Annotated in this window: 19 protein-coding genes; 17 read left to right on the top strand and 2 right to left on the bottom strand. The window is 48.4% G+C overall.

Annotation, left to right across the window (positions count from 1 at the left end):
• The first annotated feature begins 3 nt into the window (after nucleotides 1-3).
• The 6 genes from ACFQZT_RS04090 (at nucleotide 4) to ACFQZT_RS04065 (ending at nucleotide 6,103) form a co-directional block, all read left to right on the top strand.
• Entirely contained in the window at nucleotides 4-624 is a 621-nt protein-coding gene (locus ACFQZT_RS04090) for a thioredoxin family protein (protein ID WP_379296801.1), read from the top strand.
• 130 nt (nucleotides 625-754) lie between these two features.
• Nucleotides 755-1,177, top strand: coding sequence for a MarR family winged helix-turn-helix transcriptional regulator (locus tag ACFQZT_RS04085; RefSeq protein ID WP_379296799.1), 423 nt, complete (start codon nucleotides 755-757; stop codon nucleotides 1,175-1,177).
• A 58-nt stretch (nucleotides 1,178-1,235) separates the two neighbouring features.
• Nucleotides 1,236-2,507, top strand: a complete 1,272-nt coding sequence (locus tag ACFQZT_RS04080) for an MFS transporter (protein ID WP_379296797.1) — start codon at nucleotides 1,236-1,238, stop codon at nucleotides 2,505-2,507.
• A 15-nt stretch (nucleotides 2,508-2,522) separates the two neighbouring features.
• Nucleotides 2,523-3,890 (top strand): hypothetical protein, encoded by a 1,368-nt coding sequence (locus tag ACFQZT_RS04075; protein WP_379296795.1) that lies wholly within the window; start codon nucleotides 2,523-2,525, stop codon nucleotides 3,888-3,890.
• A 145-nt stretch (nucleotides 3,891-4,035) separates the two neighbouring features.
• A complete protein-coding gene (locus ACFQZT_RS04070; protein ID WP_379296793.1) occupies nucleotides 4,036-4,626 on the top strand; it encodes a TetR/AcrR family transcriptional regulator in 591 nt (196 codons plus the stop codon).
• A 61-nt stretch (nucleotides 4,627-4,687) separates the two neighbouring features.
• Nucleotides 4,688-6,103: an MFS transporter gene (locus ACFQZT_RS04065; protein WP_379296791.1), complete on the top strand. Its 1,416-nt coding sequence runs from the start codon at nucleotides 4,688-4,690 to the stop codon at nucleotides 6,101-6,103.
• Between the two features lie 41 nt (nucleotides 6,104-6,144).
• Here the strand turns inward: ACFQZT_RS04065 and ACFQZT_RS04060 are convergent, their stop codons facing one another.
• Nucleotides 6,145-6,348: a hypothetical protein gene (locus ACFQZT_RS04060; RefSeq protein ID WP_379296789.1), complete on the bottom strand. Its 204-nt coding sequence runs from the start codon at nucleotides 6,346-6,348 to the stop codon at nucleotides 6,145-6,147.
• 172 nt (nucleotides 6,349-6,520) lie between these two features.
• On the opposite strand from ACFQZT_RS04060, the gene ACFQZT_RS04055 reads away from it, so the two are divergent.
• The 10 genes from ACFQZT_RS04055 (at nucleotide 6,521) to ACFQZT_RS04010 (ending at nucleotide 20,728) form a co-directional block, all read left to right on the top strand.
• The gene (locus ACFQZT_RS04055) at nucleotides 6,521-7,537 is read left to right on the top strand and encodes an NAD-dependent epimerase/dehydratase family protein (RefSeq protein WP_379296787.1); all 1,017 of its coding nucleotides are present in this window, start codon (nucleotides 6,521-6,523) and stop codon (nucleotides 7,535-7,537) included.
• The gene (locus tag ACFQZT_RS04050; protein ID WP_379296785.1) at nucleotides 7,538-8,614 is read left to right on the top strand and encodes a dihydrodipicolinate synthase family protein; all 1,077 of its coding nucleotides are present in this window, start codon (nucleotides 7,538-7,540) and stop codon (nucleotides 8,612-8,614) included. It abuts the gene before it with no gap.
• The gene (locus tag ACFQZT_RS04045) at nucleotides 8,611-9,510 is read left to right on the top strand and encodes a Gfo/Idh/MocA family oxidoreductase (RefSeq protein WP_379296783.1); all 900 of its coding nucleotides are present in this window, start codon (nucleotides 8,611-8,613) and stop codon (nucleotides 9,508-9,510) included. The genes ACFQZT_RS04050 and ACFQZT_RS04045 overlap by 4 nt, the downstream gene beginning before the upstream one ends.
• 181 nt (nucleotides 9,511-9,691) lie before the next feature.
• Complete coding sequence (locus ACFQZT_RS04040) at nucleotides 9,692-11,317, top strand: extracellular solute-binding protein (RefSeq protein ID WP_379296781.1); 1,626 nt, start codon at nucleotides 9,692-9,694, stop codon at nucleotides 11,315-11,317.
• 182 nt (nucleotides 11,318-11,499) lie between these two features.
• Nucleotides 11,500-12,384: an ABC transporter permease gene (locus tag ACFQZT_RS04035; protein WP_379297948.1), complete on the top strand. Its 885-nt coding sequence runs from the start codon at nucleotides 11,500-11,502 to the stop codon at nucleotides 12,382-12,384.
• Nucleotides 12,378-13,241 carry a carbohydrate ABC transporter permease gene (locus ACFQZT_RS04030; RefSeq protein ID WP_379296779.1) on the top strand — a complete coding sequence of 288 codons (864 nt, stop codon included), beginning with the start codon at nucleotides 12,378-12,380 and terminating at the stop codon, nucleotides 13,239-13,241. Before ACFQZT_RS04035 ends, ACFQZT_RS04030 begins: the two co-directional genes overlap by 7 nt.
• A gap of 58 nt (nucleotides 13,242-13,299) precedes the next feature.
• The gene (locus ACFQZT_RS04025; RefSeq protein WP_379296777.1) at nucleotides 13,300-15,546 is read left to right on the top strand and encodes a helix-turn-helix transcriptional regulator; all 2,247 of its coding nucleotides are present in this window, start codon (nucleotides 13,300-13,302) and stop codon (nucleotides 15,544-15,546) included.
• 40 nt (nucleotides 15,547-15,586) lie between these two features.
• Entirely contained in the window at nucleotides 15,587-16,588 is a 1,002-nt protein-coding gene (locus ACFQZT_RS04020; protein WP_379296775.1) for a zinc-dependent alcohol dehydrogenase, read from the top strand.
• A gap of 111 nt (nucleotides 16,589-16,699) precedes the next feature.
• Complete coding sequence (locus ACFQZT_RS04015) at nucleotides 16,700-19,948, top strand: hypothetical protein (RefSeq protein WP_379296773.1); 3,249 nt, start codon at nucleotides 16,700-16,702, stop codon at nucleotides 19,946-19,948.
• Between the two features lie 18 nt (nucleotides 19,949-19,966).
• Nucleotides 19,967-20,728, top strand: a complete 762-nt coding sequence (locus ACFQZT_RS04010) for an endonuclease/exonuclease/phosphatase family protein (protein ID WP_379296771.1) — start codon at nucleotides 19,967-19,969, stop codon at nucleotides 20,726-20,728.
• Nucleotides 20,729-21,280: 552 nt separating this feature from the next.
• Here the strand turns inward: ACFQZT_RS04010 and ACFQZT_RS04005 are convergent.
• Nucleotides 21,281-22,342 (bottom strand): Gfo/Idh/MocA family protein, encoded by a 1,062-nt coding sequence (locus tag ACFQZT_RS04005; protein WP_379296769.1) that lies wholly within the window; start codon nucleotides 22,340-22,342, stop codon nucleotides 21,281-21,283.
• A 244-nt stretch (nucleotides 22,343-22,586) separates the two neighbouring features.
• Here ACFQZT_RS04005 and ACFQZT_RS04000 point away from each other — a divergent pair, with 244 nt between their 5' ends.
• Nucleotides 22,587-23,930: an extracellular solute-binding protein gene (locus ACFQZT_RS04000; protein ID WP_379296767.1), complete on the top strand. Its 1,344-nt coding sequence runs from the start codon at nucleotides 22,587-22,589 to the stop codon at nucleotides 23,928-23,930.
• The last annotated feature ends 3 nt before the right edge of the window (nucleotides 23,931-23,933 follow it).

The following is a 23,933-nucleotide window of genomic DNA, read 5'->3' as shown; positions in this document are numbered from 1 at the left end:
GTCATGAGTTTTCAAAAAGTAGGGGGAATTTCGCAGGAAAGAAGAAAGAGAGCATTTGAGGAAGCGTTAACGTATCAGCAATTTGTTGATCATTCTCAAGTAAATGTTGATAGGCTTCAAGCGAATTTCGAGCAGTATTCGTTAAACGAACTGGAATTGGCTTATTTTGAGAAGTTTTCCGAGCAAATACATGTACTGGTGTTGGCTCACGACTGGTGCGGAGATGTTGTTGCCAACTTGCCATTATTTGCAAAAATCGAACAGGCAACCGGCAAGCTGAAGCTGCACATTTTACTTCGAGATCCAGACAATCAAGATATCGCATCCGCTTATCTGCACCCTGATGGACGTAATCACATCCCGACCTATGTGTTTTTTAACGAAGCAGGGGAAGAATTAGGCGTTTTCATCGAACGTCCCGATCAAATAACCGAATTCATTCACGGATGGAAAGAGGAATTCTGGGATCTGCATCCGGAATGGGATGGACGGGGAAAGGCGCTATCCGAGTTGGATGAAGATGTGAGGAAATCATTATTCAGCTATTTAAAAGAACAACGACCGCATGCGAACGAGCAGGAAAAAACAGCGATTATTGGAATCATCCGCTCTATTCTCGGCTAAGTCGATATGAAAAAAAGATACAGATGACCCAAGTGGAAATCTGTATCTTTTTTTCATGATTGACAATAGAAAAATGATGATTTATATTTGTTGTACATACAAAATTGAAATGGAAAAGAGAGGGTATATCATGGACGACAGCTTCCTTCATACTTGTTTATTTTTCACAGCTAATCGATTAAGTCGTGCCATAACGAAGATTGCGGAAGAAGAATTTGCAGCCACGGGTTTGACACCTATGTACGGTTATCTGATCCGGCTTGTCAACGGAACCCCTGGCATTTCACAAAAGGAATTATCGGAAAAACTTTGCATCACGCCTTCAACGCTGACCCGTTTTGTCGATAAATTGGAAGGCAAGCAATTGGTTGAACGTAAGGTGCAGGGCAAAACTGTTCTCGTATATCCAACTGATAAAGGCAAAGTACTGGAAGATACAATACGTCAAGCATCGAAAAATTTGCGGCAAAGGTACGAAGAAATTCTTGGTATGCAAGCATCCGAGCAGTTATCTACTGATATTATACGGTCAAGTGCGCAGCTAGAGAAGTAAAGGTTGTCGCCTATAAGTTTGTATGTACAACAAAAATTAGAAATGGAGTGAAAAGCAGATGAACCCAAGTGTCAAGTCGTCTCGTGTATATTACGGATGGGTTGTTGTCCTCATCACCTTTGTTACCCTGCTCGTATCTGCGGGTATCCGTTCCATGCCAAGCATATTGATGCTTCCGTTTGAAAAAGAGTTCGGATGGAATCGCGGCGGTATTTCAGGTGTCATCTCGATCGGTATATTTTTATACGGATTGATCGGCCCTTTTTCTGCAGCATTACTTGCGAAGTTCGGCAATCGAAGAGTTATGGCATTCTCTCTGGCTGTATTGGCATTAAGCCTCTCCGTTACGCCGCTAATGAAGCATTTGTGGCAGTTTGAATTATTGTGGGGATTTGTAGCAAGTCTAGGGTCTGGGATGATGGCGAATGTGCTTGGCGTAACCGTATCCAATCAATGGTTTGTTAAGCGAAAAGGGCTTGTCGTCGGCATGCTTACCGCCAGCGCGGCTACCGGGCAATTGCTGTTCCTGCCGATGCTTGCCAAAATAACGGTAGAAATAGGTTGGAGATATGCGATATATACGGCCGTTGCTGCCGTCCTCATCATGCTTGTCGTTGTTGTTCTTTGGATGCGAAATCATCCTTATGATGTAGGCGCTGCCGCCTATGGTTCAGAAGATATTGTCAAACCGAGTGCGTTTCAAGGCAGCATCTTTCTTACACCGCTGCTAACTTTGCGATCAGCCTTATCGAATAAAACATTTTGGCTGCTTGCGGGCACATTCTTTTTTTGCGGCTTTTCGACCAACGGTCTGATCGGTACGCATCTCATTCCGGCATGCGGCGATTATGGCATTCCGGAAGTGTTGGCAGCAGGATTACTCGCGTTGATGGGGCTGTTTGATCTTATTGGCACGACAGCCTCAGGTTGGTTGTCGGATCGGTTTGATAGTCGCTGGCTTCTATTCTGGTATTATGGACTTCGCGGTCTTTCCCTTCTTTTTTTGCCCTATGCGCTGGATTCCGGCCCAACAACACTCCTCATTTTCTCTGTTTTTTACGGCCTGGATTGGATTGCTACCGTTCCGCCAACCGTGAAATTGGCTACAAAGGAGTTCGGCAAGGAAAAGGCCGGTATGGTTTTCGGCTGGGTTGTCGTCTCTCATCAATTAGGCGCCTCGGCAGCGGCTTATGGTACGGGTCTGATGAGAGAATGGATGGGTTCTTATACCATTCCGTTTATCGGGGCCGGGTTCGTATGCTTGTTTGCGGCTTTGATGGCGATCCGGATTTCCAGAACGAGTTTGGCGCTTCGGCAATCTCAAGCTTAAGACGGAGTGATCCTTATGACGCATAGGAATAATAGTCATTTTAATCAGATACCAATCGGTCTTATCGGACCACCATTTATCATTGATAAAATCAAGAAGGTCATAGCGTCGTTCCCTTCATTTGCTCCCGTGCCGCTCATCTTCCGGGATGCGGAAGAAGCGCCGTCGCTTGCTGAACGAATAAGCGATCAAGTCGAAGTGATCCTTCTATCCGACCCTCTCTCACACAGAAAGGTGAAGGAAAAGGCGATTATCGAAGTCCCTGTGCACCACGTGCCTATTACCGATGCAGGTCTGTATAAAGCACTTTTTAACGCGCAGCGCTCAGGCAAGCTCGACGGGGGAATATCTGTAGATACCTTGACAGAAAAGATGGTCACGCGAACTTTGAAGGATTTAGGCATACCTCGTACGAACTCGGTTGTTTATGACGGACCTGCGTATGCATCCAAGGATAAAACGGTCCACTTTCATCAAAAAGAGTTTCTTGCCGGAAACTGCTCTATTGCTTTTACAGGCATAGAGGTTGTGGCGCAAGAATTAACCAAGCTGGGCATTCCTAATGAATGGCTGGTTCCTTCCGACCAGGACATCGTCGTTGCCCTCGAAAGGGCTCTGCTTTCCACCGAGTCGCGGCGCAGCAAGGAATCTCAAACCGTAGTCGGTTTGATCAATATCGACGATTTTGGCAAACTGGCCCTACAACGCAGCAGTGAGCATGAGGTTCAAAAGCTGAAGCTGGACATTCATCGTATGGTACTGGATTATGTAGAATCGCTGGACGGATACTTAACTCATCTCGGCGGGGATGAATATCTGTTCTTCACGACACGCGGTCTTTTTGAGAGCGCAACGGGCGGCTATAAAACGATTCCGCTCGCGAAAGATATGAATAAAACGCATGGAATTTCTTTAAGCATTGGCATCGGATTCGGACGATCCGCCAGCGCAGCGGGAACCAATTCGAGAGTAGCCATGAGAAAAGCCAAGGAAGCGGGAGGCAACGCATGTTTCATTGTTAGAGAGGATGGAACTTTAATCGGTCCTCTGGAGATGGCCGACCCAGTGCAAAGCGTGCTGTCCGTCACGGATTCGGAGCTGATCAAACGGGCAGAAGACGCCGGAATGACAAGCGCTTATTTGAGCAAACTGCTTCACAATCGGGCCCGGTTTGGCAGATATGAATACAAAGTGCACGAATTGGCGGCTTTGCTTGATATTACGGTAAGAAGCGCACATCGATTGCTTCTAAGCTGGATCGATAACGGAATCGTGGAAGTGTCGGGGTTGGAAAAGGTACCTCGCGGAAGACCGCGACAGCTATTTACATTTACATTTTTGCAAGTGTCTGACGACACGAATCTTAGCGAGCAGGGGATTTGAATCTTTCATGGATGACGAAAGCGGGTTTGCGCAACGACGCGGAGCCCGCTTTTTTCACAAAAGGCCCATTGACAATTTGAAGAATCTGGAATATTATCATTTGTATAGACAGTCAGTACTGACAGACATTTGTATGGAGGGGAATATGAGCAGCGATAGCAATCTGAGCAGCCATGATAAGCTGCTGTTGGCAGCAATCGATCTAATTGCGGAGAAGGGCTACAGCCAAGTATCCACCATGGAAATTGCGGCCGCGGCCGGCTTGAGCGAGAAGACGCTGTTTCGCCACTTTGGCAGCAAGCAAAATCTGCTGGAAACCGCTTTTGACCGTTATCATTACGCGGAAGAAATGAGAAAGCTTTTTAGCGAAAAGCTTGTTTGGGAATTGCATACAGATTTGATGCTGGTCAGCCGGACGTATCATGAGATTATGAACCGCAACCGGAAAATGATTCTAATCAGCATGAAGGAACAAGGCCATTTGCCCGGGTTTCGTGAACGAACTCAGAAGCATCCCCAGCAACTTTTGGAATTTTTGACGAATTACTTCACCGTTATGTCCGAACAAGGCAAAATGATCCGAACGAACCCGGAACTTCAGGCGTTCTCCTTCATGATGATGAACTACGGCGCATTCATGAACAATCTGGATGCCCGCACGAACTATCCGACCGTTTCGCTAGACGCATTTATTCAAGAGAGTGTGCAAATATTCACTAGGGCAATTACCCCCTAGTTTTTTTAATCATAGAATGACAGTCAGTACTGACTGTCAAAACGAAAGGAATGTGAGAAACATGGAAACCAAAGGGCTGCAGCAATCAGGAGACAAAATCATGCGCATTCTACTATTCACACTTATCATTTCCATGATGAGCGGATTAATGTTCAACATTGCTCTTCCCAAGATCAGCGGTGAGTTTGATCTTTCCATTGCTCAAGTAAGCTGGCTCTCTTCAGCATATATTCTGATTTACGCGATTGGAGCTGTTACGTACGGTAAGCTGGCAGACAGATACAAGCTCAAAAATTTGTTGACGTACGGGTTGCTGTTATTTGCAATCGGTTCATTGATCGGCCTGGCTTCTTCAGCATTCTGGATGGCACTTGCGGGAAGGTGCTTGCAGGCGATGGGTGCTGCCGTCATACCAGCGACAGCGATGCTGATCCCCGTGCGCTATTTCGCACCTGAACGCAGAGGTATCGCATTAGGCATGGTTGCCGTCGGCTTGGCTCTTGGCAGCGCGCTTGGTCCTGTCATATCTGCATTAATTGTCAGTTTGGTTCATTGGCGCTGGTTATTCGCAGTACCTCTTCTCATCTTAGTTACGCTGCCCTTCTACCGAAAATACTTAGAGGAGGAACAGCATGGGATGCATGGAAAATTTGACTGGGTCGGCGGAGGGTTGCTAGCTGTCACGGTGGCATTATTTCTTTTGAGCGTTACGAAAGGAACTTGGTTGTTTTTTATTGGCGGATTACTCATTCTGCTCGTGTTCATAGCTCGAATCCGCTCCGTAACCGAACCGTTTGTTCAACCTGCTCTATTTACAAATAAGAGGTATACACTCGGGCTAACGATTTCTTTTCTCATAAACGGGATTGGCTGCGCGTTCTATTTTCTGAGTCCACTGCTGCTGTCGGATGTCCAAGAGCTGCCTTCTATTTGGATCGGTTTTGCGATGGTTCCTGCTGCAATAGCCTCGGCCCTATTGGGACGAAAAGGCGGCAAACTGGCGGACTTGAAAGGAAATTCGTATCTCATCTATGTTGCATCGGGCTTGTTAGTCACTTGCTTTGTATTACTATCCACCTTCTCCGGAGGTTCTCCGCTATGTATTGCAGGCTTTCTGATTCTCGGCAATGTGGGCCAATCTTTCATGAACATTGCGGTTTCAGGCTCAATTTCAAGGACATTGCCTAAGGAACAGGTTGGCGTGGGAATGGGCATGTTTTCGATGGTGAATTTCATTTCACAGGGGATAGCTACAGGAGTTTACAGCAAGATGGTGGATCTTGGCTCATCTCATGTGAATTCTTGGAACCCGGCTTATACGTATCCCAAGGGCTTCATATTCAGCAATATCTTCTTAGTTCTTGGTGCATTGCAAGTTATTATTCTATTGTTTTACTATTTTCAGTTTGACAGAGGCGAGAGCAAAAAGCATCCGGCAGGGAAGGGGAGGACGAGGACGGTTGGCTCACCTTTCTAAGTAAGTTCGACTATGGGACGCTGATCGAAGCTGGAATGATGTTATTCAGCGTTCAGGACGTAAAAGTAAATGGATAGCGAGTGAATAGCGATGTTTTCCATCGTTACAGAGTAGCAAAGGGCAGTTTGGCTACCCCAGATCGAAGCAATAGCGATGTTTTTCATCATTACAGTCGAATTAGAAAATGGAATCGAGCCCAGAATGATGTTTTCCATCGTTACTGATTTGAACCGGGCAGATGCCATACTTAATTTGCTCCTTCTTCGCAAACGTAAGGATTTACAAGCAAAAGAATCCGTCAGGGAAGCCCCTGACGGATTCTTTATTTATATTTAAAGACGATTTAAAGATTTGTCTTTATATAGATCCTATCGTTATGATGGAAGTAGAAAAGGAAAAAGGAGGAAATGAACAGATATGTTGACTGTTGCTGAATTGGAAGCCAAATTAGCGGAACCGTCGGAAAAACTGATTCAGGATTTAAGCGCGGTAGATGGGGATATTCTCGTACTTGGTGTTGGCGGGAAAATGGGGCCCAGCCTGGCGAGATTGGCGAAGAATGCCATTCGGGAAGGCGGTTTGACGAAGCGGGTGATTGGTGTCTCACGGTTTTCCAATGAGGAGGCCAGGCGTGAGCTGGAAGAGGCGGGAGTCGAAACCATCTCCTGCGATCTGCTGAATGACGATGAGCTTAAGCAACTGCCGAATGTTCAGAATGTGATTTATATGGCTGGGAACAAATTCGGAATGACGGGCAGAGAATATTTCACTTGGGCCATGAACGCATATTTGCCTGGACGTGTTGCCGAGAAATATAAGGATTCGCGGATTGTTGTGTTTTCCTCGGGGAATGTATACCCCTTCTCTCCGGTTGGCAGCGGAGGCGTCAATGAAACGGTAGCGCCCGAACCTCTGGGCGAGTATGCGCAGTCCTGCCTTGGACGCGAGCGGATTTTTGAATATTTCTCACATCAAAACGGAACGCCTATGGCCATATACCGCCTTAACTATGCGATTGATATGCGTTACGGCGTGCTGCTCGAGCTGGCCCGTTCCGTACACGAGGGGCGTCCGATTCAGTTGGCCATGGGGCACGCGAACATCATTTGGCAGGGGGACGCCAATGAAATGGCACTGCGATGCTTATTGCATTGCTCGAACCCGCCGGCCATCATCAACGTAACCGGACCCGAAACGATGTCCATTCGCTGGGCGGCAGGCGAATTGGCTGCAAGACTTGGCAAAGAAGCGGTGTTCGCAGGAACGGAAGCGGAAACCGCGCTTCTCAGCAATGCTTCGAAATCTCATCAATTATTCGGCTACCCGCGTGTTTCCTTGATGCAGATGATCGATTGGGCGGCGGAATGGGTTCAAGCCGGAGGGCATACATGGAACAAACCGACGCACTTCCAAGAGAGAAAGGGGAAATTTTAATTGAGTACGCAGAACAAATCGCTTTCCCCTGAGTTATCAAAGGCGCTTCACGACGGTCTGGTTATTCCAGCGCACCCTTTGGCTTTGGATGAGCACCGCAAGCTGGACGAACGCCATCAGCGCGGATTGACGCGATATTACGCAGCGTCCGGCGCCGGAGGCATTGCCGTTGGGGTGCATTCCACGCAATTTGAAATTCGCGATAAGGCGATCAATCTCTATGAACCGGTGCTGCGTCTGGCGGCGGAAGAAATCGGCAAAGCCCGGCTCGACCGTCCTTTCATTAAAGTGGCAGGCTTGTGCGGTCCGACGGAGCAGGCGCTCGAAGAAGCGCAAATCGCCGCAGGACTTGGCTATGACGCCGGGCTGCTGAGCATGGGTGGGCTTTCGGAATGGAGCGAGAAAGATATCCTGAAGCGTACGGAAATGATAGCAAGGGAATTTCCGGTCATTGGGTTTTATTTGCAGCCTTCCGTAGGGGGCAAAATATTCAGCTTTGACTTTTGGCGCGAATTCGCGGATATTCCGAATGTGGTCGCAATCAAGATGGCACCATTCAACCGGTACCAGACGATCGATGTCGTTCGCGCCGTCTGTTATTCCAGCAGGCGCGATGAGATTGCTTTGTATACCGGAAACGATGATAATATTGTGAACGATCTGCTCACGACATACCGGTTCAAAGTAGACGGACAAGTGGTTGAAAAAAGAATTGTCGGCGGACTGCTCGGCCATTGGGCCGTTTGGACGCGCAAGGCTGTGGAGCTTCTGGAAGCCGTCAAAGTCTTTCGAGACCGGCGTGATATCCCGCAGGAATGGCTGACTCTGGGCATTCAAGTAACGGATGCGAATGCCGCGTTCTTCGATCCTGCGCATCAGTTCGCAGGTTGCATACCCGGTATCCATGAGGTGCTTCGCAGGCAGGGCCTCTTAAAGGGAACTTGGTGCTTGAATCCTCACGAAACATTATCTCCGGGGCAGGCCGAAGAAATTGAGCGCATTTATAGGGATTATCCGCATTTGCACGATGATGATTTTGTCAAAGTCCATTTGCAGGAATGGCTTGCCGAGTCATGAATATAGGAATAATCGGGCTGGACACGTCGCATGCGGTTGCTTTTACAAAATTGTTAAACGATCAGGATCACGCGCATCATGTTTCCGGAGGCAGAGTGACCATGGCTTATCCGGGAGGATCGCCGGACTTTCCTTTGAGTATCGGGCGTGTGGAAGGGTTTACCCAAGAAATGCGGCTACAATACGGCGTTCAAATCGTGGATACGCCTGAAGAAGTTGCGGCCCGGTGCGATGCGATTCTTCTGATATCCGCAGATGGCCGCGTACACATGGATCAGTTCAAGCGGATCGCTCCCTATGGCAAACCTGTCTTTATCGATAAGCCTCTTGCTTTGCGAACTATTGACGCCGAAGAAATCGTCAAAATTTCAGCGTTGCATCGCGTACCGGTCATGAGCGCATCGGCCTTACGTTACGCCGACAGCTTGACTGCTGAGCTTAGACAAAACGAGAATGGCCCCATTATCGGTGCTGACGTGCATGGACCTATGAACGTGGAAACGACTCAGTCTTATTACTTCTGGTACGGCATCCACATGGCGGAAATGCTCTTCGCGATTCTGGGCACAGGCTGTGTGGCGGTTTCTGCCGTTTCTACGGAATCCCATGATCTGATTGTCGGTAAATGGAGCGACGGGAGGATCGGCACGATCAGGGGAGTCCGTGGAAACGAAACCCCGTTCGGTGCGGTTGTGCACCGGAAAGCGGGTACGGCTTGGGCGGAGATCCGTTCATCAGATAGAACGTATTATGCCAGCCTGCTGGAACAGGTCGTGCCGATGTTCGTTACGGGCCGGCCGGCGCTCGATATCAAGGAGTCGCTTGAAATCATCCGCTTTTTAGAAGCAGCTGAGGCGAGCAGAAATAATGGTGTTACGGTTCCTATATTTTCATGATTTTCCACCTCTTTATCATTCTCTACACGCTGAAAAACCTTGATATATCAAGGTTTTTTCGTTTTTTCAAGGGGGTTCGGAGAAAAAAACAAGCGGGTGGAAATCGTTTTATTTACGGACGTTGGAAGCGCTCTTATGATAAAAAGGGAAGCGAGACCGCAAATAAAAGGGAGGAACGCAAATGACAAAAAGGCTGATCAGCGTCATGACTGTATTATCAATGATTATCGCGATTCTGTCCGCTTGCAGCGGAAAGGCCAATGTGAACAAGGACGGAGGCGCTGCCGGCAATGCGGTTAGCACACCGACAACGGCAAGTTCACCTACCGCAGCAGCCAATCCTTACGGAGACACCGGAGGCTTGAAGCTTCCGCTTGTGGACAAACCGACAACGCTGACATGGATGTTGCCGAGCAACTCATCCAATATTAAAGAAGATCGGCTGATTGTCCAGGAAATTTTGAAGCGAACAGGCATTAAAGTCGAGTTCCAAACGTATTCGCCTCAAACATACCAAGATAAGCTCAAGGTCGTTGTCGCCTCGGGCAAGCTGCCGGATATTTTCAGTGGCCTCAAGCCTGCGGAATTAAAGAAAATCGGCAAACAAAAAGGCGTCGTTGCCATCAACGACTACGCCGACCAGCTTCCGAATTTCAAAAAATTATATATGGAAGAAAACAGCTGGGTGATTAAATCTTACGGCGACGAGAACGGTAAGCTGTATACGTGGCCGATTTACAACCTGAACCGGGATGTTAATCATGGTTTCATGTACAGAAAAGATGTTTTTGACAAATTGGGTATTCAAGAATGGACGAATACGGATGAGTTTTATCAAGCGCTCAAAAAATTGAAAGAAGCTTATCCGGATTCCTATCCGTATGCCTCGAAAGGCCTCGCCAATATTTTTAGAGATTGGTCGTTCGGTTGGGGGTTAGGCAACGTAGACAATTATCCGGCCTATTATGACGAGAAAGATAAAACTTGGAAATATGCCAGCGTTCAGCCCGAGCACAAAGATATGCTGGATTTCATGAAGAAACTGTACAACGAAGGCTTGATGGATCCTGAGTTTTTGACGGATACGCAGGATTCCTGGACAACGAAGATGACTACCGGGAAATCTTTTGTTACGTGGGATTGGATTGGACGTTTGGACTTATTCTATAACCAGATTAAGGATAAAAATCCGGCATATAACCTGCGGTATGCTAATCCGGTCGGACCGACCGGCAACGTAAGAACGCTGCCTAAAGTATCCGACTTTAGCGTGGCTGTCTCGAGCAATAAGAACAAGGAAGCGGCTTTAAAACTGCTTGATTACTTGACGAGCCCGTCCGGCGGCGAATTGATGACCATCGGGGTCGAGGGCGTGAATTTTGAGTGGGGCAAAGATGGCGTCCCGGTCTATCCTCAGCTGAAAGATTTGCCTCTGGTTGACATCAGCGTGTTGGAAGACCGCTATGCGATGTGGCTGGAAGGTGCCTACCTGCGGCCGGATCGGCGCAGCGTGTATTACAAATTTTCCGAGAAAGAACGCGAAGCTCAGGATAAAATTTTGAAAGCGAAAAAGTTTGAGCCTGTCGACCCTATTTTGAATTTCACCGATGAAGAAATATCGACCTTGGCGCAGCTGCAAACTTCGCTGCAAAAAGCATCCGAAGAATTTAATGCGAAGTATATCCTGGATAAAAAATACGGGGACAGCCAGTGGGAAGAATGGAAAAAAACGATTGCCAAAAAAGGGCTGGACGCCTACATCAAAGTCTACAATGATGCCCAAAAACGGTATGATGCAGGCAAATAAGAATGCGAACAACTAGAAAAGGTGTGCGGGCGCTCAGAGGGCGGCTTCTGGGTGCCCTTCATCGGTAAAGGAGGGAAGGAACCGTGCAGCAACCAATCGCAGACGCATCGTCAGCACCAACAGCAGCACCATCGAAGAGACATCCAACGACACGATCGCGACTTACGGCAGCAATCAAGCATATGAGACGGGATCGTCAGCTGCTTATACTGTTTGTTCCTTGTATCATTTTCTACCTCTTATTCCGCTACGGACCCCTATACGGATTAATTATTGCCTTTAAGGATTACAGTGTCTTCTCGGGCGTACTGGGCAGTGAGTGGGTTGGGCTTAAGCATTTTATCCAGTTTTTCACCAATCAAGATTTCTGGATGCTGTTTAGAAACACGCTTCTGTTAGGTTTCTATACGTTAATTTTTGGCTTTCCTTTTCCGATCCTATTAGCCATTATGCTGAATGAAGTCAGAGTGCAATGGTTCAAGAAATCGGTTCAAACGTTAAGCTATCTTCCGGCTTTCTTATCCGTCGTCATTATCAGCAGCATGATCATCGATTTCCTCTCTCCGACCAACGGGTTATTCAATCAAATTTTGTCCGCTGTCGGCTTTGAAAAAAAATATTTTCTCATCGACCCCGACTGGTTCCGTCCAATCTACGTCGTGTCGGAAATATGGGGCACAATGGGGTATGAAGCGATTATTTATTTGGCGGCGATAGCGGGCATAAGCCCAACGCTGTACGAGGCAGCCAGAGTCGATGGAGCAAGCAGATTTCGGATGATCTGGTATATTACGATTCCCGGATTGCTGCCGACCTTACTCGTGATGTTTATTTTAAAAACGGGATCGATGATCCGGATCGGGTATGAAAAAGTGCTGCTTTTGTATAATCCGATGACCTATGACGTTGCCGATGTTTTTTCCACCTATGTCTATAGGAAAGGCTTGTTGGAATCCAATTACAGTTATGCGGCTGCGGTTGGCATGTTCGAAGCCATCGTAGCCATGGTTATGCTCTTGGGAGCGAATTATTTGAGCAAAAGGATTGGGGGGAACGGGCTATGGTAGGACAACGCAGATGGACAGTCTACGGCATCCTGAATGGGATCCTTCTGATTGGTGTTGCCATGGCGACCTTATATCCGGTCCTGTATATGACAGCAGTCTCCTTAAGTGAAACCTCCTCCGTTATTCAAGGGAAAGTTTTTCTGCTACCAAAAGGAATCAATTTAGGAGCCTATATGGAGGTTCTGAAGAACGACAAAATACCTAGAGCCTATTTGAATTCGATATACTATACGGCGTTAGGGACGTTCATTAACTTGCTGTTTACTGCGGTTGCTGCATATCCGCTCTCGCAGCGAACATTTTTCGGGAGAAAGTTCTTTATGCTGGCGATCGTGATGACGATGTTCTTTAACGCAGGCATGATCCCCACGTATATGGTTGTTCAGCAGCTGGGGCTTTTGGACACCGTATGGGCGCTTGTGCTGCCGAATGCGATCTGGACCATGGAACTGATCATTCTTAAAAGCTTTTACGAGAACATGTCCAGCCAAATTCGGGAGGCTGCGGTCATTGACGGCGCTTCCGAATACCGGATCTTGTTTAGCATCGTCATTCCGTTATCCAAGCCTGCGCTAGCTTCCATTGGATTGTTCTATTTTATGGGACATTGGAACAGTTTCTTCATCCCGATGATTTATTTGAGCGATAATGAGATGTACCCCTTGCAGGTTGTACTCAGGGATATGCTGATCTTCAACGCCGAAAATGACGCCGCTCTTGTGGACCGGGCCGCACTGGCTCCGCAAGCGATGAAAAACGCAACGATCGTGTTGTCCATGATCCCTGTTTTATTAATCTACCCGTTTGCTCAAAAATATTTTGCGAAAGGGGTGATGCTCGGTTCCGAGAAGGGTTAATTGGACAAATGTGGAATATTAGTTGGATGACATCGAGAGAGGTAATGAGGTGACGCCAATGAATCGATTAATTGCCAACAGAGGCTTGCTGCAAATCTTTTTCGCATTGCTCTTGGTCATCGTGATCATGTTTGTATCCAACTATGTCGTCTATAAAAACTCCATCTCCGGAATCTACGAGAAAGTAACGCAAAACAACCGGTTAGTCATCAAAAATATCATTCAATCGTTCGACAGCAGCTTTACGACCGTTAACAATCTCATGTTTAGCATTCAAGGACTGCCTTACGACAATCTTGAATCGGCGGAAGACAAGCGAATCGATATGACAAAGGCATATACGATGCAGGAAAACATCTCCAGACTTGCCTCCTCAGTAGATTATATCGAGGATGTGATTGTATTTTACAATAACATCGACTTGGCCATTACCGCCAAAGGCACCAGCGATTTGAAGATTCTTTTCGATAAAAAGTACAAAAATGAAAGCCTTAGTTATGAGTATTGGAGGGCGTTTGCCAAATCCAAGCATGGGCTAACGTTTTTCCCGGTGGAAGACTTTTCCGTTTCTAACGACGGATTAACGAGCAGGAATCAGCGGTTGATGGTGGCCATGGACGGCAATAAAGTCCGAATGTCCGACAAGAATGTCATGGTTATGATCAATGCCGAGAAACTGTTGAAGAAAGTCGATCTCAGTGCGATGATTCCGGGAGCCTCCCTGATCGTCCTCGATACGAACCGCAATATGATTTTCAGCACGGATAAAGATTGGAATCTGGATAAGGTGCTAAATGACGTCTATGTGAATCCGTCGCAGGAAGGATCGTTAACTCGCGAGAATTTCGAATATAACTTCTACAAGTCGGAGTACAACGATTACATTTATATCAATAAAGTTCCGTACCAATTCCAAAACATTAACTCGGTTTCAGCCGCCAATCACATGATCATGATCAGTGCGATCGTCAGCGCTGTCCTGTTATCCGCTTTTCTCAGTATCTACTTGTACCGTCCGGTTAAAGATATTCTCAAATTGCTCGGCGGCGGGCATGCCAAGGGGAACGATTTTAGGAAAATATACAGCGGTATTGTCAAGGTGCAGGCGGAAAACGAATCGCTAAAAAATCAAATGGATTTTGTCGATACGGAGGTGCGCAGAGGCGTTTTTTTGCAAATGCTGGATGGTTTCCCGCACACCCAAGAGTACGAAATTCAGATGCAAAAGTATTATTCCGACTTTTTCCGGAAACGTCAGTTTGTGATGGCTGCCCTGCACGTGAAACGTCATGGTGATAGCGATCAGCCTCCTATGCGAATTGAGGAAATGACGGATTTCCTGAGCAGCGGGTTGAATGGCGAGATGGATCATGCGGCTGTGTTTCATGCAGGCCATTTGCAATTTGTGGCGCTAATCGGAATCGATCAGGCATCTGAGCGGAAGAAGGTTATGGATGCCCTGGAGTCTTTTGTGAATCGTGCGGTGAAAGAAGAGCTGAAAGGGTACTCGCTTTGGGGATGCGTCAGCAAATTGTACGATGCTCAAGTTAAAAATTGCATTGAGGCTTATCAAGACATTAGAAATAGTATGTTTTACCGGAATGTCAATATGTCTCGAGCTGTAATCGACATGGAATCCATACGCTACGTTGCGGATATATATTTTCCGTTTGAGAAGATCGAGAAGCTGTCCCATACGCTGTTTAGTGGAAAAGAGGGCGAAGGGATACGCATCATTGAGGAAATCATCGAAGAGAATAAGGATCGCAATGTCCACTACCACCAGCTTGTGCATATTGCCAAGAGTGTGTTCTTCTATCTATCGAAACAGTTAGAAGATTCTTCAACTGGACATAAGGAACTTTGCAAGCTGGAGAAGGATTTTTGCCGGAAATTGGATCATGCTTTTGGTTATGCTGAAATCCAGGACGCACTTATTGAGACGGTTCGCTTTATTGCGGGGAAGCGGAGTCATGAGCAGAAAAGCAAGCTGAATCCGGAATTCATCTCTCAATACATCGAACTGCACTATATGGAGAATTTATATCTCGATCATATGGCTGAAGTGCTGAATACGAGCCCCAAATATTTCTCGAACTATTTTAAGAAAACGTTCGGCGTTAATTATGTGGAATACTTCAATAAGGTTAGATTGTCGCATGCAAGAGAATTTTTGAAACATACGGAACTGAGCATCGCCGAAATCGGGGAAAAGACAGGATATTTGAATTCATCCACGTTCACCACGACTTTCAAAAAATATTACGGCATCTCTCCGAGCGAATACCGTACAAAAAGCCGGTAGATTGCATGTCGGAATTTCGGACGGGTAGAGGAAAATGAGAATGAAGGCAGTAGCAGCTGTAAAAGGCAAAATTAGCATTACGGAAATTGACCTTGGCATTATCCCGGAAGGCCATGTGCGGATCCGCACCGAGTATTCGGCGATTAGTCCCGGAACGGAAATGACGTTTATCAAGCGCGCGTCGGAACAACCGGGTCTGCTTGGTTACAGTGCCGTTGGCGTTATCGAACAGATCGGCAGCCAAGTGACCGGACTGGAAGCGGGCCAGCGGGTAGCTTGTTACGGGGCTCCTTATGTACGTCATGCAGAGTGGCTGACCGTTCCGTCCAATTTAACGGCCCCGGTGCCGGATCACGTCCGCCCGGAAGAAGCGGCTTTTGCCGGGCTGGGAGCTATAGCGATTCATGCGCTGCGCGTAGCGGACTTACGTTTCGGGGAATCCGTCGTCATTGTAGGGTTGGGGATTTTGGGACAAATGACGGCCCAAATCGCGTCTGCGGCTGGCTTTCAAGTAGCAGCGCTTGACGTGAATGCCGGTCGCGTTGAGTTGCTTCGGCGGCAAGGGATCGGGCATGCTTTTGACGATCAGGAGCAGCTGGAGGGTAAGCTGGCACAGCTTACAGGAGGGCATGGCGCCGATTGCGTGATTCTGTGTGCGGGCGGGCCCGGCGAAGCGCTGATCAACCGCTCTTTGGCATGGATCCGGGATAAAGGGGAAATCGTCATCGTTGGAGATTTATCGACTGAGTTTTCCAGAGGGCTTATGTTCGGCAAGGAAGCGGAGGTTCTTATTTCTCGGGCTGGTGGTCCCGGCCGGTACGATGCGCAATATGAGTTGGAAAACCGCGATTATCCAATTGGCTATGTGCGCTGGACAGAGGGCAGGAATATCGGCGAATACGTTCGACTGCTGGCAGAGAAGCGTATCAAGGTTGAGCCGCTAATTTCTAATATTTTCCCTTTGGAGCGTGCGGATGAAGCTTATCGGAATTATGAGCAGCCCGGGAGTGTCATGGGCACCCTTTTGAAATACGAAAAATAGGTCTTGAGGGTGGGAGCATACGGACTGTGAAGGAGGAACTGAGAATCGGGTTCCGAATTTTCGTGAAATCGATTTCATAATAATCTGCGATAACGCTAAGGAGGTTATGTAATGCCAATCAGCAAATATCGTGTTTTCGTATTTATGATATGCTTTTTGATCTTACTTACAAGTTGGGGAGGCGTGTCCGCTTCGGCTGAAGGAAGCCGGCTTTCACAGAAAACTTATGGGACTCCGGAAGAGCTTCTAATTCCGAATAATTATACGGTTGCGGTATTTAACGGCACTGTGGGCCGGGAAGACGGGCATTATGTGCTTTATGCGACGAGCAAAGGGAAGCCGGGACATTTGAATGTCATCGATCTGGAAGATTATAAACTGCTGCGCAGCATTCCCATCGGCCCTTCGGAGAGTTCATGGGCTCATACGGTCGCTCCTGACGGAACATTATACTTGGCGGCCGATGGCAGCGGAGCCAGGCTTTGGAGCTACTCGCCGGTGACGCATACGCCTACGCAAGTGGCACAATTTGACGGGCAATCCGTGCCAAACAGTATTACAACGGATGAGCAGGGACGCGTTTATGTGGGGACATATCCCGGCGGCAAAGTGTATCAATATGACCCTGCTACGAAGCAAACTAAAGATTATGGTCGTGTCATTGGCGCACTAGATCAAGAATATGTGCGTTCTATCGCTTATCAGGGCGGCAATGTCTATGCGGGAACTGCACACAAGCAAATCGTGAGGGTGAATTTGGCAACAGGGGAGAAAACGGATATTGCAGCTTCCCTTGTCGTCAAGAACGATACCGTGTACGACCTCGACACGATTGACAATCGTTATTTGTTCGCGCGTTACACGGATGGCAGCGGTGTGCCGGGAGAGGCTTACATTTACGATACACAGACAGAGAAATGGCTGGACGTAGAATTGGAGAATGTGACAGGACTGCACGCCACGGACTCGCTGGACGGTAAACTGTATTACATGTCCGACAAAAAGCTGAAGACTTTCGATCTTGCCACGCATGAAGTCGCCTTGACGGGCATGGAATACGCCTCCGGCTCGCGGGGTGCGGATTGGGTGGACATTCCGAACAACCCCGAGTTGCCCGGCAAAACCTTGGTAACGGTTCGTTATGACGGCGGTGTGACACTGATGAATATCGCGACCAAGCAGGTTTATCTCAAGCCGCCTGTCATACCGGGACTTCCAGGGGTGGTGAACCGGCTCCAGAGCGTCACGAAAACACAGCTGATCACGACTGGTTCGCAGGCGCGATCATCGCTTGTCAATCTGAAAGATAACACCGCCAAGCCCTTCAGCATCGGGCAAGCGGACAGCGTATACCCTGTAGGCAATAAAGTATACATGGGGGTTTACCCGGAAGGCGCTCTGTATGAATACGACTTGGCTGCCGAGCCAAGCGATACCAATCCAAAACGGTTAGCAGTGCTCGGGAACGATCAGGAACGGCTCGTCAATATTACAGGCGGTCAGGGTAAACTGTTTATTTCCACGATATCCGGTTATGGGACGCTAGGCGGCGCAATAACGGTGTACGACCCGGCAACGGGGGAAACGAAAGTGCACCGCAACGTTGTTCAGAATCAAAGCGTGCTTAGTACAGCTTACCTGAATGGTAAAATTTTCGGTTCCACTACGATCCGGGGCGGCCTGGGCTCCGAACCGACGGAAGAGGAAGCAAAGATTTTCGTATGGGATGTCGATAAGGAGCAAAAAATCGCAGAATTCCCGCTCCGTGTTCCCGGCTTGACGAAACCGATCTTCATCGGCGATCTGGCCGTCGGACCTGACGGCTTGATCTGGGGTGCCTCTTACGAGTACATATTCGCGATTGATCCGAATACGTACAATGTTGTAAAAAGCAAGAAGATCTATCCGAGCTTGAGTTTCAGCCAATGGGCACACCATCCGCTTCGGTGGTCGGAGGACGGACTGCTCTATGTCCTATTTAATAGCAAACTGACTGTGATCGATCCTCAAACGCTGGAATCCCGCACATTAGCGGATACTTCAAGATTTGATCTGGGTATGGATGGCAACTTATACTTTACCGATCAGGCGACCAATACGATTTTATACCGCATGAAGGTTGATGGGGAAATCGTGGAGGAGCCGCCGGGCATCGCGCTGCCTGTCCGCAACGCCGGATTGGAAGAGAATGTGAATAATGGCGTTATTCCCGGCTGGACTTCTTTGTTCGCAACAGGCGCCGATTACCGCTATGAAATCAGCGGCGAACGAAGCTTCTCAGGCTCCAAAAGCCTGAAGATAACAGATAAGCTGCGGACAGCTTCCGTCGCCGTACAAAGCGACAAGATTCCGGTCAAACCCGGTGAAGAATACCAAGCGGGCGTCAATCTGTATATCGAGTCAGGCCAACCGGGATTTATGTTCCGATTCTTTGACAAGAACAATGCGACGATTTCCACGCTCGAAATCCATCTGGATGAATCCAGATTGGCCCAGTGGCAGAAGGTGACGCTCAAAGGAAAAGCACCGGATAATGCGGCTTATGCCAGTCTAATCGCCGTAACGAGCCGATATAATATTTCATCGGCGTATTATGATGACTTTTTCCTTACGGTTAAAGATACTGTCCCGCCGACCTCGGTCGCAAGCATCAATCCTTCGCCAAACGAGAACGGTTGGATCAACAAGGATGCAGTGGTAACGATTGAAGCAAACCGCGCCTACTCCATCACTTATTCCGCTGCCGGTGCGCAGCCGATTGTTCCTACGACCGTGAAAGGTGCATCGGTCCAATTCCCGGTCGCTGCGGAAGGGGTCACGAATGTTACGTATGCGGCGTCGAACTTCTCGGGCATCAAGGAGACGCCTCGAACGATGGACATCCGCATCGACAAAACGGCGCCAGTCATTGAATTCTCCGGCGAACGTTCGTATACTGTACAGCAAGCGGTCTATATCGGCTGTACGGCTAAAGACGTTTTATCCGGAATGGCCAACAATCCTTGTTCAGCCCCACTAGTCGGTGCTCCAGCTTATACGTTCGATCCTGGAAGCCATGATATAACGGTGTCAGCTACAGACTTGGCAGGAAACACCGGCACCGCTTCGTTTACGTTCCAGGTATCCGTGACCTATGACGGGGTGTGCGAGCTCATTCGTCAATTTGCGGTGGACGATCTGGGGATTGCAAATGGACTTTGCAGCAAGCTTCTGAATGCGCAGGAAGCGGAGATACGAGGAAATCTAAATGCCAAGGAAGGGATGCTCCACGCTTTTCTTAACGAAGTGGATGCCCAAAGCGGTAAGAAGTTAACGGCCGAACAAGCGCAAATTCTTAAAAAGTTGGCAGGTTATTTATAACTCTATTGGAGGTCAACGATGAATGTAACCGTAATGACGTTTAACCTGCGCGTTCATGTCGAACAGGATGGTGACAACGCATGGCCATACCGCAACGCGGAAGCTGCTGAGGCGATCAAAGAGGCGGGGGCAGCGATCGTTTGCACCCAGGAGGGAACCTATGCCATGCTGCAGGATCTGCAGGCGCTGCTATCGGATTACGCCTGGCTCGGGAAAGGCCGTCAGGGAGGCCATGAAGACGAGCACTGCGCCGTCTTCTACCGGCGCGAATGGCTGGAGCCGGTTGAGAGCGGGAACTTCGGTCTGTCGGAATATCCGGACCGGCTGGGATACTCGAGCTGGAATACCGGGTGCCCGCGAATATGCACCTGGGCACGTCTGAGACAGCAAGACGGAAGGGAGTTGTACGTGTTCAATACGCACTTGGATCACAGGAGCGAGGAAGCGAGAACGAACGGCATTCGGCTCATTGTAGAGCGCATCCGAACCATGTGCGAGCAAGAAGGGATCCCCGCAATTCTGGCCGGTGATTTTAATAGCGGACCGGACAGCGAAGTCATCGCGATTCTGACGGAAGCGGGGCTTAGCGACACGTATGCGGCAATACAGGACAACAAGGTTGGCTGCACCTTTCATGACTTTTGCGGCGGCGAAGCGGGCGAGCCAATCGACTACATCTTCGTAACGCCGGATGTCCGGGTTCGTTCCGTCTATGTCGATCGAAGCATGTACAATGGCCGCTATCCGTCAGATCATTATCCGGTTGTGGCGACGTTATAAAAGGCAAAACAAAGCTATGAAAAAAAAGGAAACAAGGAGCTGCTCATGCAGCTCCTTGTCTGTCGTTTATGTGAAGGGGAAATGCACTCGGAATATGAGGCAAGTCACCATGAAAGTTGCAAAGCGGCGTACAACCACAAACGGCAAGTGCGGAGCTGGAAAGGTGTTTTTCATCGTTACAACTGGCGTGGGGAAATGAAATCGTGTCTCTAACGATGTTTTGAATACTTACAGACGAGAAAAAAAGCAGTCTTATACGCTGAGCGAAGCTGGAAAGATGTTTCTCATCGTAACAGACATGTGGGGATGTTGCGATCGTGTCTCAAACGATATTTTTCATCTTTACAGACGAGAAGATGGCGGATTTACAAAGACAAGTTCTTTCCCAAACGTAAGGCTCAAGGATCTGGCAATTGGGGCTGTTGACAAAGTACCTTTATGAAGAAATTGACGTTTGGGAACCCACATAAACACTGGGCTTCTAAAAGTCATATTTCTCAAAAAAAGGCTTTTGTCAACAAGCCCGAGTGGCCAGGTTTTTCTTAACGTTTACTACATTTCATCCAAACGTACCGTCGACTTTGTGGCATCCGCGCGAACGATGGCTTCCAGCACTTTTTGATTCTCGTATCCGTCCATAAAACCGGGTACGCCTACTCTGGGCGTGCCAAGGAGCAGCTGCAAGAAGTCGTCCCACTGCGTGATTTTGACGGATTCGGGAACGGAGACAATTTGGCGGACCAGTTGACCGGTTGCTTGGTCCTCATAAATCCAAACGAGCTCATCGGGGTTGACGGTACTAGCGTGAAGTGTGCCATGATCTCCATAGATCGACGCTTCATGCTGATTGCCGGAGCCGACAGCATTGCGGGTCGTTTGGAACACGCAGACGATATCCTTTTCGAGACGCGCCTGGAAGCTGGCAAAATCGTCGACTTCAACTTTGACCATGCGACCAGAGGACGGATCTTCACGCTCGGGAACGAACGTTTGCAACTGCGCGGAAAGTTCCTGGAACGAGCCGAACAAATAGTGAGCCATGTCGATCATGTGCGAGCCCAAATCTCCCAAGGTTCCCGTTCCGCTAATCTCTTTGTTAAAGCGCCAGAGATAAGGCACGTTCTTATATACCGCTCCCCAGCCCTGCAGATATTGAATGGAAGCGCTTCTAACGGTTCCGATCTTGCCTTGGGCTATCAGTTCCTTCGCATACCTGAAGGCCGGGGTGTACCGGTAGACGAAGCTAACCATGGCTGGGACAGGGTTCTCGCTATACAGCTTATGCAGATCCGCAGCTTCCTCGAAGGTGCGGGTAAACGGCTTCTCCGCCATGAAGGGCTTGTTCGCTTCCAGGCAGGCTCGGATTATTTCTGCGTGAACATCGTTAGGCGTAACGGAGGCAATGATGTCTACCTCAGAATCCGTAATCAGCTCCTTGTAATTGGTGAACCATCTGTCCTCCGGAAGCTGCAATTGTGCACCTACCTTGGCGAGAGAGGTTTCCGTAACGTCGCAAATCGCGGTGATGCTGAAGTTTTCAATGCCTTGAATATGCTTGATATGTGCCTGAGCCATACCACCTAGACCAATTAGGCCAATTCGAAAATGTTTCATTATTGTTTCATTCCTTTCCAGTCTATGACTGAGATTGATTCTATTATAGTCGCGCTACGAGGGGAGGAAGGTGTCTTCTTTTTCTAAAATCCATGCGAATATAAAACACCTGTCACATCGGCTGTGGTGACAACAAATACGGATATAGAAATATATGACACCATCGTCAAAATGAAAACGGTTTCGAATAAAATGATCAACATCCATAATGGGGAAGCAACGAAAACAAAGGAGGCCTCCCAAGATGAGTTCAATGAAAAAAGTATTTATCGGGGTTATGACTGCAGCGTTCGCATTCACGATGGCGGCTTGCGGATCCAACACGGAAACGAGCAATCCTACTGCGGCTGCAGCCCCAGGCACAGAGAAGCCTGCAACAGAACCCAAAGCGCCGGCTTCAGGCAAGAAGGTAACCATCGAGTACTGGCACACGTATAGCGACTCGGAAGAAAAGCTTTTAAATGAAGAAATCAAGCCCCTCTTCGAAAAGGAGAATCCGGGGATCGAGCTGAAACTGACCCGGATGCCTTATGAAAACCTGAAGCAGCAGGTTATTACCAGTGTTTCGGGAGACGCCGCCCCGGATCTGATGCGGATGGATATTGTGTGGGTCCCGGAGTTCGCGGGCATGGGTGCGCTGCTCGACGTAAGCAAGCTGGAAGGCTTCAACGAAATGAAGCCGAACTTGTTCGAAGCGCCTTTGGCGACCACTTATTTGAAGAACAGCAAAGGTGAAGGTTACTACGGTCTTCCGGTCAACACCAACACGAAGGTCGCGATTTACAATAAGACGATTCTGGACGAAATCGGCAAGAAAGAAGCCCCGAAGACGATGCAAGAGCTGGAAGAATACGCCAAAGCTGCAAAGGCAAAAGGGAAGAAAGGCGGCATCACAATCGGCGGCAACAATCCTTGGGCTATGATTCCTTATTTCTACAGCTTGGGCGGCAAATTTACGAGCGACGATTATACCAAGGCGGAAGGTTACCTTAACGGCCCGGGGAGTGTCAAAGCGCTTGAAACAATGGTACGTTGGAATAAAGAAGGACTCGTTTCCCCGCCGATTCTGGGGGGAGAGCCAAGTAGTTGGGACGGCATGAAAAACAATGACTATTTGATGATCGATGACGGTCCGTGGTTCTACAGCCTGCTGATGGCCGAAAAGGATTCCAAATTCAAACCTTTAGAAGACACGGTAAGAGGCTTAATCCCGGCTGGCGACGGAGGCGGAAAGTCTGTAGTCGGCGGTGAAGACCTGGTCATATTCAATAGCTCGAAACATCCGAAGGAAGCGTGGACGTTCGCCAAGTGGATGCTCGGCGATGAGCCGCAAAAGATCATGGCGAAAACAGGCTTGATTCCTACGAACAAAAAAGCGGCCAACGATCCGAAAGTGATGGAAACCCCGTTCATTAAAGAATATATCGATCAGATGAAAACAGCCGTAGCCCGTACGCCGATTCCTCAATTCGGCGAAATGGACGGCATCATTTCACTGGCATTCGAGAAAGCCATGCGCGGAGAGGTGAAGCCGCAGGACGCCCTCAATGATGCAGCCAAACAAATTGAGGCGGTTTTGAAAAAGTGAGAG

Origin of the sequence: Paenibacillus sp. GCM10027628 (assembly GCF_042676385.1) — a bacterium.
Classification (GTDB): Bacteria; Bacillota; Bacilli; order Paenibacillales; family NBRC-103111; genus Paenibacillus_E.
Note: the sequence above shows the minus strand (reverse complement) of the source record. Positions and strands in the feature narration are given on the sequence as shown.

Bases quoted from the DNA above. Each gene is read 5' to 3' on its own strand.
- ACFQZT_RS04040 (WP_379296781.1), top strand. From the start codon at position 9,692: ATGACAAAAAGGCTGATCAGCGTCATGACTGTATTATCAATGATTATC.
- ACFQZT_RS04025 (WP_379296777.1), top strand. From the start codon at position 13,300: ATGAATCGATTAATTGCCAACAGAGGCTTGCTGCAAATCTTTTTCGCA.
- ACFQZT_RS04075 (WP_379296795.1), top strand. From the start codon at position 2,523: ATGACGCATAGGAATAATAGTCATTTTAATCAGATACCAATCGGTCTT.
- ACFQZT_RS04035 (WP_379297948.1), top strand. From the start codon at position 11,500: ATGAGACGGGATCGTCAGCTGCTTATACTGTTTGTTCCTTGTATCATT.
- ACFQZT_RS04030 (WP_379296779.1), top strand. From the start codon at position 12,378: ATGGTAGGACAACGCAGATGGACAGTCTACGGCATCCTGAATGGGATC.
- ACFQZT_RS04000 (WP_379296767.1), top strand. From the start codon at position 22,587: ATGAGTTCAATGAAAAAAGTATTTATCGGGGTTATGACTGCAGCGTTC.
- ACFQZT_RS04085 (WP_379296799.1), top strand. From the start codon at position 755: ATGGACGACAGCTTCCTTCATACTTGTTTATTTTTCACAGCTAATCGA.
- ACFQZT_RS04070 (WP_379296793.1), top strand. From the start codon at position 4,036: ATGAGCAGCGATAGCAATCTGAGCAGCCATGATAAGCTGCTGTTGGCA.
- ACFQZT_RS04045 (WP_379296783.1), top strand. From the start codon at position 8,611: ATGAATATAGGAATAATCGGGCTGGACACGTCGCATGCGGTTGCTTTT.
- ACFQZT_RS04015 (WP_379296773.1), top strand. From the start codon at position 16,700: ATGCCAATCAGCAAATATCGTGTTTTCGTATTTATGATATGCTTTTTG.
- ACFQZT_RS04020 (WP_379296775.1), top strand. From the start codon at position 15,587: ATGAAGGCAGTAGCAGCTGTAAAAGGCAAAATTAGCATTACGGAAATT.
- ACFQZT_RS04060 (WP_379296789.1), bottom strand. From the start codon at position 6,348: ATGGCATCTGCCCGGTTCAAATCAGTAACGATGGAAAACATCATTCTG.
- ACFQZT_RS04010 (WP_379296771.1), top strand. From the start codon at position 19,967: ATGAATGTAACCGTAATGACGTTTAACCTGCGCGTTCATGTCGAACAG.
- ACFQZT_RS04065 (WP_379296791.1), top strand. From the start codon at position 4,688: ATGGAAACCAAAGGGCTGCAGCAATCAGGAGACAAAATCATGCGCATT.
- ACFQZT_RS04090 (WP_379296801.1), top strand. From the start codon at position 4: ATGAGTTTTCAAAAAGTAGGGGGAATTTCGCAGGAAAGAAGAAAGAGA.
- ACFQZT_RS04055 (WP_379296787.1), top strand. From the start codon at position 6,521: ATGTTGACTGTTGCTGAATTGGAAGCCAAATTAGCGGAACCGTCGGAA.
- ACFQZT_RS04080 (WP_379296797.1), top strand. From the start codon at position 1,236: ATGAACCCAAGTGTCAAGTCGTCTCGTGTATATTACGGATGGGTTGTT.
- ACFQZT_RS04005 (WP_379296769.1), bottom strand. From the start codon at position 22,342: ATGAAACATTTTCGAATTGGCCTAATTGGTCTAGGTGGTATGGCTCAG.